The following is a 14760-nucleotide window of genomic DNA, read 5'->3' on the forward strand; positions in this document are numbered from 1 at the left end:
TTAAGCGCTCCATGCGTTCTCTGCGATCTCACGTAACGTCTCGAACACATCTGGCGTGCCTGCGATCACGCGCCCACCGTCTCGGATCATCGCATCGGCGTTCTGATCCTCGACAACGCCGCCCGCTTCCGCGACCAGCAATTGCCCAGCCAGACAATCCCAAGCATTCATGTGTTCCTCAACGTAACCCAAAAGGCGTCCGGCAGCGACGTAGGCCAACGAAAGCGCTCCGCTGGCATTTCTGTGAAACATCGCCCCGTGCTCGATCAGATTCTCGATCACGGGTAAAACATGACGGCTTTCAATCCGGTTCGAGTATCCTACGGCCACGGTTCCGTCGCGCAAAGGCACTCCTGAAGCGACCCATATCGGTGATCCGTTAAGTGTTGCTGTTTCTCCGCGCGTTGCGACAAAAGTCTCATCCACGCTTGGATCATGGATCACGCCAATCTCCGTTTGGCCGTTGGTGACACCAGCCAGAACAATGGTCCACGCTGGAATACCGTTCACGAAATTCGTGGTTCCATCAATTGGGTCAATAACCCAGTCAAAGCCACTCTCTCCCGCTACCGCGCCATGTTCTTCACCGTAAATGCCATCTTTGGGCCAAGCCTCCGAGATCTTTTGACGAATGAAGGTTTCGACGCTCCTGTCCGCCTCGCTGACCCAGTCCTGAGCGCCTTTTTGATCAACGACAAGATTGACCCGATCTGCAAAGAACTTTTTGGCCATTACCCCAGCCTGCTCGCAGATTTCGGTGGCAAAGTCTCTGCGGTCTGAAAGTCGAGACATAGGAGCTCCTTTTTCGGTTGGAGAGTTGCCCAGCAACATTGCAGGCGAGCCAAGGCCAGGCAAGACAGATAGTCTTTTTGTTTATTTCAGGGGCATTGTTGACTCCGCAAACTTTCAGTTGCTGGTGTATTCCATCTCCCTCGCGCCCAGAGTGCCGGAGCAGGGGATTCTACCGATCAACTATGCTCAAGTAAGACACTCTGCGCCGGTTTCCAGGTTGCGAAGAGGTTTGCTGGCTTTCCGTTTGACGTGGACTTGAAGCGCTTAAACCGTCGAAACATTCAAAAAGCGCAAGAATCTTGAGGTGTTGAAATCAAGGTGAGACGAGACTCAGTCGCTCGATCTCACTCTTACGTACTCCGACATCCGAAGACTGTGAGCGATACCTGAACTGCGACTCCTATTGCCTTTGAGGGTAGGGGGCTCGGCCCATTTCTTCCATCATCTTTTCCCGGAACACCTCGGCGGGCGTCTTCCAGCCCAGGCATTTTCTGGGCGTCGCATTGAGGCGGTCACTGATCACCTTCAAGTCATGATCAGTGAGGGCCATAATGTCCCGCTTCCTTGGCGGCCATCTTTGAACGCGGCGGTTGGTGTTTTCGTCCGTGCTTTTCTGCAAGGGTGAGGACGGCTTGCAAAACCAAGTCTGCGTTCCGATCTCGGCCTGCAAATTGGGCCACGAGACAAACTCGGTGCCGCGATCGAAGGTGATGGATTTCCGTACCAGATGGGGCAGGTTGCCCACCGCCTTCATGATCTTGCCCATCACGGGCCTCGTGCGCTTGTTCGGGTTCTTCAGCAGCACCGTAAACCGGCTGACGCGTTCGACCAGTGACGTGACATTTGACTAGCCAAGAGCCTGTTTGAACAGCATCAAATCTCCCTCCCAGTGACCGTACTGACGTCGATGCGCCACGTCATCCGGGCGAAACAGGATGCTGACATCACAGTCAAACTTGGGGGGCTGGCGCTTTCTGGCGCGGCGTGGCCGACGAAACATTCGATGCTCGTGCAGATACCACCAGAGCTCGTCGGCCATGCCTTCTCCGGAATTGATGTAGCGGTAGATCGTTTCCTGACAGACGCGTAGCTTTGCGCCTTCATAGATCATTCGGTTGCCGATCTGCTCAGGCGTCCAGCCATTCTTTAGCCGCTCGACGACACGCTTGCGCAACTCGGGATGGCGGATCAGTTTACGTTGCCGGACGCGCCGATCCGCAGCTTTCCGATGCGCAGACGCGCCGTAGTAGCTATCGCATTTCGGCAGACAAGGATCCGAGAAGAAGTTTCGCTTGATCTCTCGATGGATGGTGGCTTTCGAGCACTTCAACACACGTGCCATTTCTCGAACAGGAACTTCCGCCTGCCTCCAGCGCTCAATTCTACGGCGCTCTTCGATGCTGAGTTGCAAATACACTGTCCTCACGCCATGACCTCCTCATTAGATAACCCATTGGTTTCTAATAGGCGTCGCACTTGGAAGTAGCGCGCACCCGGGCGCAATTATAATTCGTATAATGATGATTATGGTAAATTCATATGGTGCGGGTGGAGGGACTTGAACCCCCACGCCTTGCGGCGCCAGAACCTAAATCTGGTGCGTCTACCAATTTCGCCACACCCGCAACCAAGCGCGTTTGCGCTGGAATGAAGCGGTCAATAACAAAGCTTGCATCGGAGTGCGAGAGGGAAAATTCGAGGAATAGAAAGTTTGTGACTTGCCGGGCTGCCTGGTTGAAAACTGCAACCTGTTTTCGGCCTGGTTGATACCGCAAGCAACGCAACGGTCGCGAAACCAGAGGCGTCTGAAACCCTACCTGCAACCGGTTTGCAAGCAGCTATATGACGCTGCTTTTCGACTTTTGGTTCTCAGGTTGACGCCTGGCACAATCAAGCCATTAAAAACGCGCTAACGTTGAATAGACGCCAGAACTACAAGTCGGAACTTGTGCCGCCAGACTTGATGGAGAATCAAGGCACAACGGACCAGAGTTGATGCAGTCTGATCCGGAAAACTGTCGCAGACTGTGTTACTGGATCTGACACGGAACATGGTTACATCCTCCAGATCCGGTGTTTTCGGTAAAGCAACGAAACATAAATATCTGTTTTTATTCGAAAGTATGAAATCAAAAGGTTTTCGACCTCCAAATCTTTCGAATGCACCTGAAAAGACGTCACCTTCGCGTCATTTGGCTGCGCCGACTATGCATGCATACAAGCTTGCCGGACGTTTCTCGGTCTGATCTGCCTCATCGAGATACTCGCGTCGGTTGAGGCATTCTTATGAGAGATCGACCACATTGCCGCCACAATTCAACCGCTAAAAAATCTTATTCGCGCCAAAATAACACCGCCTTGAAGGTACTTGTTGTTTATCAGGAGTTAATGAGTCTTTTTGCCACTTTGGCGCCGGTACGAGTTTTTTTTGCTCAACTCCAATACAAGGCTTTCTGCTGTGACCGATTTGAATCCCTCCGCTGCCGCCGAGCAAGAAGCCGTCTTCTTCGCTCGTGAGAGTTTCCTTGGTGAGCTCAAAACTCTGAATCGCGACCATCCGAATACAGGCTTTGGCATTTCGCTTCGAACGCATTCCGGTGAACATTACCTGCTTGCGAACGCACGCATGCCGTTGCCCGCCGCAAAATCCGAAGGTTTCCCGACCGGGCGCCGTGTTGCGTGCCTCAAGAACGGCGACCGCTTCAGCTCGATCGAAGTTCTGGCAGATTCCAAATCGTACGAGACCATTTCACCTCGGGCCGAAGCTGAAATTCTGGGCAATGCATTGGACCTGATCGCGCGGATCGACACTCTGACAAGCATTCCGGCGGGGCGTGTCGCTCACGAACCCGAAATTGCTGCAACGGGAACCGGAGGTTAAGTATGGCGCGCAACGATCACCTTTTGTCTGTGGGCAACGAAGCACTGGCACCGATGACGGCGACCATGGCTTCACTGACGGCTCAGATTGATCAACTGACTGAGGTGGCTGATGCGCGCTCCTCGGCACGGCTGGCGACCCTCAAGACCCGGATGGAGAACTTTACCGCTAGTGTCACGATGGTGGGCCAGGTCAAGGCCGGAAAATCCTCGATCGTCAATATTCTTGCCGGGCATCCCGGCCTGCTTCCGTCAGACGTCAACCCTTGGACGTCGGTGGTTACGACGTTGAACATCAACACGCGCCCGCCCGGTGACACAAAGGCCAAGTTCACGTTCTTCGAGCAGGAAGAATGGGACAACCTGATGGTCGGTGGCGGTCGTCTTGGCGAATTGGCCAATCGCGCCGGCGCAGATGACGAGATGGAAGACATCCGCCGCCAGATTGGTGAGATGAAGGCCAAGTCAGAGGAACGTCTTGGCAAACATTTCGACCTGATCCTGGGTCAAAGCCATCAGTATGATCATTTCGATGAGGAACTGATTCAGCGTTATGTCTGCCTGGGCGATGAAGACGATCCCGATATTGATCCCAAAACGGGCCGGTTTGCAGATGTCACCAAATCAGCCGAGCTGTATATGGACATTCCGCAATACCCCATCGCACTGAAACTGTGCGACACACCGGGTGTGAACGATACGTTCATGGTGCGCGAACAAATCACTCTGCGCAGCCTGCGCGGATCCGAAGTCTGCGTTGTGGTATTGGCGGCAAGCCAGGCCCTGACGACAATGGACATGGCCCTGATGCGCATTATCGCGCAGTTCGAGAACCGGCAGATCATCCTGTTCGTCAACCGGATCGACGAGCTGTCCGATCCTGTGAGCCAGGTGCCAGAGATCCGTGACCGCATTCAGGACACGCTGAAACAGAACAATATCGACACAAATACCAGCGTCGTTTTTGGCAGTGCGCTGTGGGCCGAAGCGGCGTTGACCGGGAACCCGGATATTCTGACAGAAGAGTCGCGCCAGGCTTTGAATACGTTCTACCTGGCCGCCGGTTTCGGTGATCAGGCGGCCTCGCTCGATAAAATCTGGGCGCTGTCCGGTCTGCCCGATCTGCTACTGGCCATGAATGAGCGCATTGCAGAAGGTGCCGGAGCGCGACTGATGGACCGCGTCCGCCATCGGGCGCGAAACATTGCCAGTCAGATCCGCGCGACTGCGGTTGCCAGGAATCTTTCCGAAGGTGAAGGCGTTGCACGGGATCTTGACGGCGTATCGCCCGAAGAGGCGGTTAACACGGTGTCAGCCGAATACGAAAAGAAAGTCGCCGAGTTGACAAATGCGCTGCGCGACAAGGTGTTGGAGCGTCTGAAGTCAGCCGAGGACAATTTCGTCAAACGCGCGACGGACTCTCTGATCGCGCATCTTGAAAAAAATGGCGAACAAGGCACATGGCAATACGATCCAGCAGGTTTGCGGACGTTGCAAAAAGCTGCCTATTTCAGTTTCGCCCGCGCCATGCGAAAAGATGCCGGGGCGTTGTACGCAACCGCTGCTGCGGATGTTGAAGCGCTTTATCATAAGATACTCGGCAACCATCTGGGCGAATTCAGCATCGAAGCGCCCATTGTTCCCCGTGTTCCACCGCCTCTCGGCATCGGCCGGACGATCGCACTGGACTTGCAAAGCACCTGGTGGCGACGTTGGTGGCAACGCCGAAAGGGGTTTGAGGCATATGCGGCGGATTACACGCGGTTGATCGCGTCCGAGGCAAATTCGATCACCAAGGATATCGAGGAAAACCAGATCGCGGCGGTTCTGGAAAACGTTCGCGCGATCCTGACGGATTTCCTGCGCGAGCAGAAGGAAACTCTGCTGAGCATCTCGTCTTCTGCCGACAAGAACCCGGGTCAGACTGCGGCGGCGATGGCGGGCTTGCAGCCACAGAAATCCAAGGACGAGATTCTGGGTGACATACTGAAAGATCTAAGCAACGAAGCGGCATAAGTAGAAAAATGGCAAAAGATACACAAACACGCTTTGTTTCTCCGAAGGCATGGGAACGCATCGAGCAGTGGTCCCGTCGCAAACCGGTTTTCGCCCTGATGGGCGAGTTCAGCGCCGGCAAATCCACGTTGATGAACTTTTTGCTGCGAACGCAGACCTTGCCGACGCAGGTGACGGCAACCCAGTTGCCACCGGTCTGGTTTAGCTGGGGCAATCAGGCGCCCTATATCAAACGCCATGACGGAAGTACTGAACTGATCGAACTGGATCAGCTTGAAACCGTTGGCGTCAATGACGCACAGTTCATCCGCATCTTCCTTGAGGCCGATATTCTGGAAGCTGTCGACCTGATTGACACACCCGGCATTTCGGACCCCAAGATCTCGACGGATGTGTGGCAACGCGCGGTGGGTCAGGCAAACGGCGTTTTGTGGTGTACCCACGCGACACAAGCCTGGCGCGAAACCGAACGCGCGACATGGGTTTCCCTACCCGAGAGGTTGCAACACAACTCTTTGCTTTTGGTGACGCGGGCAGATGCCCTGAGCCTCAAAGACCGTCAAAAAGTACTGCGCCGCGTTAACCGCGAAGCTGGTCACCTGTTCAATCGGTCCATTTTGTTTTCGGCCCGCGACGCGATCACGGCCCGGGACAAGACAGGCGATGCCGAGATGTGGTCGCGCAGCGGCGGCGGCAAGATGATCGACAGTTTCCTGGAGATCACGGAACAGATTATGGACAACCGTGCCGATCAGCTGGCTCGATACCAGATCGACAAGGGCCAAGCCGACGCACCCAAAGTCAAACCTTTGCGCCCTGCCCGTTCATCAAACGAGCCGACAGCCAAAGACGAAGCCACACCCTTGAGGTTGGTGAACCCGTTGGAGGCCGCCGGGCAATCGAACGCTGTAGGCGAAACAGTTGTGACCAGCTTCCCGGTACGACCTGCCCGGGTCGAGCGGCGCTCGGATGAGGCCGAGCGGGTTCGGATCGATGCCGAAGAGGCTGAACGGCTGCGCGCAGAGATGACATCAGAGCCGGTTCCGCTGCCCGTTGAACCCGACACAAGCGATGATCTGCGTTCCTTTTTCAAAGACACCTCGAACGACCCGCTGGAATTGACGAATGTCGCGGGCCTTGAGGATGACGAAGACGAATTCGAGCTGTCCGTTGACGCCGATCTGGAGGACGAATTGGATGACGACACGGGCGCTCTGGATGATGCGGAAATCAGCCCCGCACCTCTTGCGGCTGTTGACAATTCCGATGACGTGCTTGCCTCGCTGAACACTTCGATGCGAGAGACCCCGATCGTGCCGGATGGCGCAGAAGAGGAATCCGAGCAGGCCGGTTTGGCTGAAGATCGCGGCATAGAAGTTTCTGTATCCTCGATTACGGCATTGATGGCCGCGCAAACCGGCAACACTGCGGATGAGTATGAGCCGGAACCCGAAACCAGCGGTTTGATCGAAGCTGCCACCACCGAACAGGTTGACGCAGTTGAAAGAAACGTTGCCGCGCTAGGTGACCTGCACGAAGTTGCGGTCGGATCGCCTCTCAGCGCGTCGGATATGTGGCACGAGGTTTCAAGAAATGAAGACTTGCCGCAGGATGCAGCAGGGCTGAAGAACGTATTCAAGGCCTTTCTGGCCGAGTTTGATCAGATCGCCATTGAACACAACGAAAGGCAAACCAAAGAGGCACTTCGATCCATTCCGAAAGCCAAAGAAAACAGCGGTGCTGAATGGCATGTGTTGTAAGGGTGTCCGAATCGAAGTAATGAGAAACTCATAAATGAAAACAATGGATTAGATGTCTATTCAAACCGCACTGAACTCCGCCATGGAAACGATACCCGACTGTATAGCAGCCGGGTATATCGACATGGAGACGGGGATGCTTTTGGGCAGCTCTGTTTCTGATTCCGACTGCGCGGATTCGTTGGATGTTTTGGCGGTGGCTGTGGCCAATCTGTTTCAGGGGCGCGGGGTTGCAGCCTTTGAAGCGCTCTTGCGTCAGGCCGGCAGTGCAGACGAAGAAAACGCTGGCTTCGGGGAAGTCGCCGTTTTTTCCAAGGACAGGCTGAACATCTTTCTGCGGACCAAGGAATATCCTGATCATGTGGTCTGCTATATCTGTCGCAACAGTGCGAATGTCGGACTGGCGCTTACCAAATCACATCTCAGTCTGGGGCCGGTCGCGGCCGCGGTTTGAACGGGACCAGAGGGGGTCACGGCATGATGGACACGGACATTCTCGACCTGCTTGAAGATATCAGGCGGACCTCGGTCGCACGGCTGTCTCCGACCGTGCGGATCGCTGGGGAAACAGCGGCCGCGCGCCGTTCTGCGGTATTGCGGGCAATCCGCGGCACAGTATTGCCGCGCCGGTTGGAATTTACCGCCGCAAACGGGGATTGTCTGGCAATCGAGGTGAACAGCTCCCGGATCACGGATGTTTTTAAGGTTCCGGCAGGTGAGGTTCCGGACTTTGAAACGGAATCACGCGCCGAACTGATCGAGAAACTAGCCGGATTGGTCTCCGGCATCTCCGGTTCGCCTGCTCCGCTTGAACTGACGTCGGGCAGACCGGACACAGCGCTTGAAGTGGATGACGTGGGTATCACCTTCAGTGAAATCGAGAAAGCCTGCGCTGCCATTGAGCTTCCGTCCGAGCCGATTGTTTCCGTCGTCCCGAGTGCTGAGAAACCTGTTGATGACTTTCCATCCGCCGAGGCAACACCCGATGCAGCGGAAACACTTGCCCAACGTTTTTTTGAAGCGTCGAGCCGCTTTGCCTCGGGTCGTGTGTTCGTGGACAATTCGGACGAAGCCGCACCTCTTTTGGAAGGCGTTTGCAAGCCATCTGAGCCGATGCATCCCGACCAGGACACGCTGGCCCGTTTTGTGGCTGATCTTGCCGGCTGGGATGGCGACTCTCAGCATGAGAGTGAAGACCCGCAACTGATTGTCATGCGGCCATCGGGCGGGAAAGGGGCTGGTCTGGCCGTCTTGAGTGACCAAGGTCAGATCGCGGTCGCCATCCACGAAGCCCGCAAACTGGGGGCGGTCGTCAACCTGTGGACCTCTTTGCAGGAGGCCGAGAAATGATTGCCTCCGTTGAATTCAAATTTTCGACTACTTCAATCTGTTTATTATTGTAATCAGGGTAATGAGTAATGAGTGAAACACATCGCCGCGAACTTATTCGCATAGCAGAAGAAATGAACGGGGCAAGCAATGATGAAACGCGCCAATTCATTTCGCGCATCATTGGTGATCTTAGCAATCTGAAACCGTCAATTGCGTTTGTCGGGCAAATCAAGGCTGGAAAATCCCGTCTAATCAACGGCTTCACCGGTCAGGCAGAGTATTTGCCTTCGGATGTAAACCCCTGGACAACTGTTATAACCGACATGCATTTCGGGCACCCTTCCCGCAGAACCCAAGGTGCCGAATTCCACTTCTTCGACAATTACCAATGGCAATCGCTGATCGCCGAAGGTGAAGAACTGCGCAACATGTTTCCCGATGACGAGGACAGCTATAAGCGCGAAATGATCGAAGAACAGGTCGAGGCCATGAAGGTCCGGGCGCGTCGGCGTCTGGGTGACAGCTATGAACAGCTGCTGGGCCAACAGCACGATCTGGACGAACTGACGTCAGATGACCTCGCCAGATATGTCTGTGCCGGGGATGATCCGTCCGAGGACGGGGCTTTGGACCCCGGAAGCGATCGCGGCCTTTACAGCGACATCACTCGCAAGGCCGAGGTTTATTTTGACTTGGGCCATTTTCCGTTTCCGCTGACGGTCACCGACACGCCCGGTGTAAATGACCCCCTGCTGATCCGTGAAGAAATTTCACGACAGTATCTGAAGGAATCCGATTTCTTTGTGGTGGTTCTGTCCGCGCATCAGGCATTGTCGCGCGCGGATCTGAAACTGTTCCGGTTGATGCAAGCGCTGGAACTCGGGCAGATCGTCGTCTTCATCAACCGTGTGGATGAACTGGGCGGCGGGGCCGAAGACGCGGCCAAGGTTCGTCTGGATGTATTGGAGGGGTTGGAAAAGGCGCTCGGCAACTCGAACATCGATGTCCTGATGGGCAGCGCGCAATGGGCGCACTATGCTCTGACCGGTGATGAAACCGGAGTGAACCACGACCACGTTCTGGCATGGCTGCGCGCCCACCCGGAACAGATGCAGCAATATCTCAACGGTGTGGCCGAGATCAAACAAGGCCCGGGACCGATCAGCCGCGAAGCGGTTCTGCGCTTTGCCGCAATGATTGCGTCCGGCCTGCCCGATCTGCGCCGTCATGTCACTCAGGCTTTGACGGACGGACCGATCAACGAACAGTTGCGTATGGCCTGGCAACATCTCGACAGCTTCGCACGCGGGGAGCTTGAGCGCTCTCAGGTTCGTTTGCGGGCGCTGCAAGATGAAGACGGCTTGGATGTCCGAAATACCGATGAAAGCGACAAGACACTTGGCGACCTGCGGAAACTGATTGCTGAAAAAACGCAAGAGATCACGCGTGACATGGATGATGTCCTGTCGAATCTGCGCGGGGTCATGGATGACACTGTCTCGGAATCGGTGGCTATCGTTGTGCGCGGGCCGGACGGCCAGTCGCCTCTGCTGGCAAAAGGCGGAGAGACCGAGCTTAATTTTACGCCATTGCGCGAGCGTATGCGTGAACTGGTACAGGGGGCATCGCAAGTTGTTCGGCAGCGCATGCTCAGCGAGCTTTACGCGATCGACATGCATTGCAATGCCGCCTTGCGGGCATTGCCGGGATGGCAAGAGCCGGTCGACAATCGCATGAACACCAGTGCTGTACGTTGGTTCCGGCCGGACACCACCGCCCTGACCCGTGGCATTACCGTTGAATTGCGTGTAAACTGGCTGTCGCGTCTGATCTCGCGCAATAGCGTTGTGGCGCGTGCAGAACGGCTGATCGTGCAGGAGTTCGAGCTGATCGGGGATGACCTGATCGACACGACCCGCGACGATCTGTTGGAACGGCTGAATACGGTTCTGGACCACTATATGGCCCTTCTGGCCGGTCATCTTGAGCACCGTTCCAACTCAGGAGAACTGAACGCCCAGGCGGAAGCGCAAGGTGCCTTCGACAAAGCACGTCGCATTGCAGCTGAGCTGGAGACGGTTTTTGGAACACCCGATGCGGATGAAAGACAAGCAGAGGCTGCGGAATGATTGAATTTCCCGGAACTGAAAAGGAAGTACGCCAACTGGAGCGCTTCCTGACCGCAACTGAAAACCTGACGCCTGACGAGGCGTTGGAGGATATGCGTGCGCGGGCTCTGTCCCACGCTGAACGTCTGTCAAACGCGGTCAATATCGGTTTCGCCGGGGAATTCGGCGCAGGCAAGTCAAGTCTGGCGAACATGCTGGCTGGCGCGGACATTCTGCCAACCGGCCCGCAGCATCTGAAATTGCCGCTTGTGATCGTCGCCTACGCGGATGCGCCCGAAACGACTGTCGGTTGGTGGAACAGGGAACCAAAGACATACTCCGGCATAGTGCTGGAAAAAGCGGCCCAGGAAGAGCCCGATTTCATATCGGTCGGTATCAATACTCCGGCCCTCAAGGAAATATCGCTGTTTGATCTTCCGGGCTCGGGTGCTCTGGATGATACCTACAAGCCGACTTTGGATCTGCTGAAATTCGTCGATTGTGCCATCTGGTGCACAAATGGAACCAATGCCTGGCGCGAGACCGAGCGTCACTTGTGGTCTCAGGTGCCCCCGGAGCTTCGGGCCAACAGCCTGCTCGCCGTAACACATGCTGATCTGCCACCGGTGCAGGGTGCCCTGGACCGCGTCCTTGCGCGTCTGAACAAGGAAAAAGAAGGAATGTTCCGCGCCGTTGTCCCAATTGGTACGCCGGTCGCCGTGCGTGCCATGGCGCAGGAGCCAGAGCCCGACTTTGCGCTTTGGGAAACCTGCGGCGGGCAGAACCTTGCGGAACACGTGCTGGAAGCGGCATCCGACCGGCGCCGTGGCGATCTCGAGGCTGCGCGGAAAGATTTGCAGCAGGACTTCCTGCCCTATCTTGAGGCGCTGAAGGGCGCAGAGCCAGAACCTGTTTCGAATGACACCACATCGATGCAGTCAACGCTTGGGTCTGCCCTGCCCCCGTTGAACAACCCCATTCTCGAGGACTGGCTGGCCGCAATAGCAAGCATCTATGAAGATCTACGTGAAACCTCTGATATCGAACCGGCCGCGTTTCTGAGCAGCTGTCAGGAGATCGTCGAAGATTTTGCGGAACGGCTGGAACAAGGTGGCGAAATCGACCCCGAAGCTGATTGGATTCCCGCAGAATTTGAAAAGGCGACAGATTTGCTTCTGTTGCTGCAATTCGAAAGCGGGGACGCACCATTGAAGGACGCAATCAGCATTCTGGCGCAGCTGGGCGACAACCTTGCATGGGCTGGCAGCACGGTCGCAGCGGCGCAGCCGAAAACCGGAACCTGACGCTTTCCCGTCAAGATTGAGCTGCATTGCAGCGATTCGAAGGGCCGAGGAATCGGCCCTTTATTGTTTCGAATTCGTGGACCAACACGCTTGATTTCGGGTTTAAGTTTTCAATCAGCCCATACCCATTGTCTATATATAGATCCGCACATACCATTAGGCACAACATATGCCATCACGCGAAAAACGATCCATAGTGAAGCCATCAGGCGGCCCCAATAAAGTCAAATTTGAAACGTCTAACCGTTCTCAAGTGTCCTGCGGTTGTTTTTGGTTGTGAGTTCGTGGGCTGTCGGCCCGGTTTTTCTAAGCCGCAAAATGAATAGAACGGGCGGATTGAAATGAGCCACAACCAGGCTGTCGGCGCGACGCACGACGAACCGAAAATTGAAGGATTGCAGCCAGGCGCAAAGCTGTTGCGCGGGCAGTATGAAATCCTCCGCTATCTCAGCAACGGCGGATTTGGGATCACTTACCTGGCGCGCGACAGCCTGGAGCGCGACGTCGTTATCAAAGAGTGCTTCCCCGGAGCGCTGTGCCGCCGCAACGGTGATCTGGTCGAACCAAACGACCCGTCCTTCAAGGACGACCTGCGCTCGATCATTGACCTCTTTATTCAGGAGGCACGCAATCATGCGCGTCTGGTACATCCCAATATCGTAGATGTGCATCAGGTGTTCGAAGACAATGACACCGCATATATCGCAATGGATCTCATCCGTGGGTGCGACCTGCTGGATTACGTGGAAAACCCGGAGAATGACGGCGGCCCTGATTTCATCGTTCAGGTCACCGAAAAAATGTTGTCCGCGGTGTCTTTCATTCACCAGAGCGGCATGTTGCATCGGGACATTTCGCCGGACAACATTCTGATTGATGAAAACGGAGACCCCGTCCTGATCGATTTTGGCGCCGCACGCGAGCAAGCGGCGAACAAATCGGCAGCATTGCTGACACTGCGCGTGATCAAGGATGGATACTCTCCGCACGAATTCTATGTGCGGGGCGCGGATCAAGGGCCCAGCAGCGACCTTTATGTTCTGGCCGCCACGCTTTATCACGCCATCAGCGGTGAACGCCCCATCGACGGCCAGAGCCGCCTGAACGCGTTCAACAACGGGCAGGATGACCCCTACACGCCATTGACCGGTCGTTTCGAAGGATACCCAGACGGGTTCCTCGAAGCGATTGACAAGGCGATGGAAGTTCACGCCACGGATCGTCTTCAATCTGCATTGGATTGGTTGCGCATGTTCCGCGGCCCTGGCGTCATGTTCGACACATTCGCCTATCGGCCCGTGTCCGTGATTGTCGGCATGGATCGCAAAGACAAAGAGGAAGAAAAGGCCCGGATCAAGGCCGAAAGCGAGAACGCCGAAGCCGTAGTTACGGCCCTACTGGCCGGAAACTCGGACATCGTTCTTGGCAACGAAGACAAAAAAGATAGCGATCTGACCAAAATCTCAAAGAAAGAGGAAACCCCGGTCGCTGTCGATACAGTGGTTCAGAGCGGGTCCGGCGGCAGCGGCAAGCTGATTGCAGGCGCGGCTGTTGTTGCAGTTGCGTTGGCCGCAGGTGGTTTCTTTGTGATGTCCGCCGACAAGACAGAAGACCAGGCAGAAATACCGGTCGCGCAGCCCATGGCAGACACACAGTCCGCTGAGACAGAGGCGCCCGTTACCGATCCTTCTGTCACAGAGGCCACCGATCCCGAACCCGAAGTGGCCGTTGCACCCGAACCCAAACCGGAAGAGCCTGTCGAGCAGGCACAATCAGTACCTGCGGAGCCAGCTGCCACAGAAACAGCCTCCGTAGACACTGAACGTTCCGAAATTCCGGCACAGTCGGAAGAAGTGACTGATATTGCAGCAGTGTCTGAGATCGAGACACCTGCGACTGATGCAATCGCCAACGCTGGTGTTCCGGCGGAACAGCAGGTGGCGTTTGCGCATTGGGATGTCGATATCCCCTTCCAGACATCCCGCCGCCGCGGCTCGACCGGAGCCACCATTGCAGTTACGGGGGTGGACGCCAATCAGGACATGAGCGTGATCGGCGATTGGGTACAGCGTGGCGCTGTCATCTATACCCTGAATGGCAGCCCGGTCCGCCAGGATGTACCTTTTGCGGCGCAGGTTCTGGATAACCTGAAGGTTGATGCCGATGGGTACACAAGGGTTGCTGCCCGCTATCGCCCGCTGGGTCAGACCCGGGCGCAAAATGGTTTGTTGGCCCTTCCCGCCATACGATCCGTTGGTTTAGAAAATGGTTACACCTTTACCGTGAGCGCCGATGGCAATAGCGGATGGCAAACCACGGTGAACGCAGTTCCGGCTGACGCGGCAGTAAGCCTGCAAAAAGACGATGTCCTTCTGAATGAAAGCCATTCCGGCATCACATTTGACGGCTCGGAAAGCCTTGATGAGATGCTGGCCGCACTCGTTTCAAGCGAGCAGCCTGAGGCAAATCTGACAGTGTTGCGCAATGGGGCCGAGACGGCCGCAATCATGCAACTTGCACAGGAGTAATCTGACCGGTTCGATAGTGATCTGCCAGTGTGTGTTTGCT

The 14760-nt window shown here is 55.7% G+C and carries 9 protein-coding genes, 1 tRNA gene and 1 pseudogene; 8 read left to right on the plus strand and 3 right to left on the minus strand.

The genetic code is table 11. The features are described from left to right. The 3 genes and pseudogenes from ACR0FB_RS04085 to ACR0FB_RS04095 all read right to left on the minus strand — a co-directional run bounded on the left by ACR0FB_RS04085 (nucleotide 1) and on the right by ACR0FB_RS04095 (nucleotide 2417). Nucleotides 1-792 carry an inositol monophosphatase family protein gene (locus tag ACR0FB_RS04085; RefSeq protein ID WP_209833936.1) on the minus strand — a complete coding sequence of 264 codons (792 nt, stop codon included), beginning with the start codon at nucleotides 790-792 and terminating at the stop codon, nucleotides 1-3. Nucleotides 793-1192: 400 nt separating this feature from the next. Continuing rightward, nucleotides 1193-2218: pseudogene (locus tag ACR0FB_RS04090) on the minus strand (IS30 family transposase). 114 nt (nucleotides 2219-2332) lie between these two features. Then, a tRNA-Leu gene (locus ACR0FB_RS04095) sits at nucleotides 2333-2417 on the minus strand. Nucleotides 2418-3250: 833 nt separating this feature from the next. Between ACR0FB_RS04095 and ACR0FB_RS04100 the strand changes: the two genes are divergently transcribed. The 8 genes from ACR0FB_RS04100 (at nucleotide 3251) to ACR0FB_RS04135 (ending at nucleotide 14720) form a co-directional block, all read left to right on the plus strand. Further along, nucleotides 3251-3673 carry a hypothetical protein gene (locus ACR0FB_RS04100; RefSeq protein WP_209834092.1) on the plus strand — a complete coding sequence of 141 codons (423 nt, stop codon included), beginning with the start codon at nucleotides 3251-3253 and terminating at the stop codon, nucleotides 3671-3673. A gap of 2 nt (nucleotides 3674-3675) precedes the next feature. Continuing rightward, on the plus strand, nucleotides 3676-5688 hold the full coding sequence (locus tag ACR0FB_RS04105) for a dynamin family protein (RefSeq protein WP_171636071.1): 2013 nt from the start codon (nucleotides 3676-3678) through the stop codon (nucleotides 5686-5688). Nucleotides 5689-5696: 8 nt separating this feature from the next. Continuing rightward, on the plus strand, nucleotides 5697-7448 hold the full coding sequence (locus ACR0FB_RS04110; protein WP_480620155.1) for a dynamin family protein: 1752 nt from the start codon (nucleotides 5697-5699) through the stop codon (nucleotides 7446-7448). Nucleotides 7449-7500: 52 nt separating this feature from the next. Further along, complete coding sequence (locus ACR0FB_RS04115) at nucleotides 7501-7902, plus strand: hypothetical protein (protein WP_171636075.1); 402 nt, start codon at nucleotides 7501-7503, stop codon at nucleotides 7900-7902. A 23-nt stretch (nucleotides 7903-7925) separates the two neighbouring features. Further along, nucleotides 7926-8798: a hypothetical protein gene (locus ACR0FB_RS04120; protein ID WP_480620157.1), complete on the plus strand. Its 873-nt coding sequence runs from the start codon at nucleotides 7926-7928 to the stop codon at nucleotides 8796-8798. 68 nt (nucleotides 8799-8866) lie between these two features. Further along, nucleotides 8867-10909 carry a dynamin family protein gene (locus ACR0FB_RS04125; RefSeq protein ID WP_171723765.1) on the plus strand — a complete coding sequence of 681 codons (2043 nt, stop codon included), beginning with the start codon at nucleotides 8867-8869 and terminating at the stop codon, nucleotides 10907-10909. After that, nucleotides 10906-12192 carry a dynamin family protein gene (locus tag ACR0FB_RS04130; RefSeq protein ID WP_209833922.1) on the plus strand — a complete coding sequence of 429 codons (1287 nt, stop codon included), beginning with the start codon at nucleotides 10906-10908 and terminating at the stop codon, nucleotides 12190-12192. The genes ACR0FB_RS04125 and ACR0FB_RS04130 overlap by 4 nt, the downstream gene beginning before the upstream one ends. A gap of 341 nt (nucleotides 12193-12533) precedes the next feature. Further along, nucleotides 12534-14720: a serine/threonine protein kinase gene (locus ACR0FB_RS04135; protein WP_480620159.1), complete on the plus strand. Its 2187-nt coding sequence runs from the start codon at nucleotides 12534-12536 to the stop codon at nucleotides 14718-14720. Nucleotides 14721-14760 lie beyond the last annotated feature (40 nt).

Source organism: Ruegeria sp. P10, assembly GCF_056534925.1.

Bases quoted from the DNA above. Each gene is read 5' to 3' on its own strand.
- ACR0FB_RS04105 (WP_171636071.1), top strand. From the start codon at position 3,676: ATGGCGCGCAACGATCACCTTTTGTCTGTGGGCAACGAAGCACTGGCA.
- ACR0FB_RS04135 (WP_480620159.1), top strand. From the start codon at position 12,534: ATGAGCCACAACCAGGCTGTCGGCGCGACGCACGACGAACCGAAAATT.
- ACR0FB_RS04120 (WP_480620157.1), top strand. From the start codon at position 7,926: ATGATGGACACGGACATTCTCGACCTGCTTGAAGATATCAGGCGGACC.
- ACR0FB_RS04130 (WP_209833922.1), top strand. From the start codon at position 10,906: ATGATTGAATTTCCCGGAACTGAAAAGGAAGTACGCCAACTGGAGCGC.
- ACR0FB_RS04115 (WP_171636075.1), top strand. From the start codon at position 7,501: ATGTCTATTCAAACCGCACTGAACTCCGCCATGGAAACGATACCCGAC.
- ACR0FB_RS04085 (WP_209833936.1), bottom strand. From the start codon at position 792: ATGTCTCGACTTTCAGACCGCAGAGACTTTGCCACCGAAATCTGCGAG.
- ACR0FB_RS04110 (WP_480620155.1), top strand. From the start codon at position 5,697: ATGGCAAAAGATACACAAACACGCTTTGTTTCTCCGAAGGCATGGGAA.
- ACR0FB_RS04125 (WP_171723765.1), top strand. From the start codon at position 8,867: ATGAGTGAAACACATCGCCGCGAACTTATTCGCATAGCAGAAGAAATG.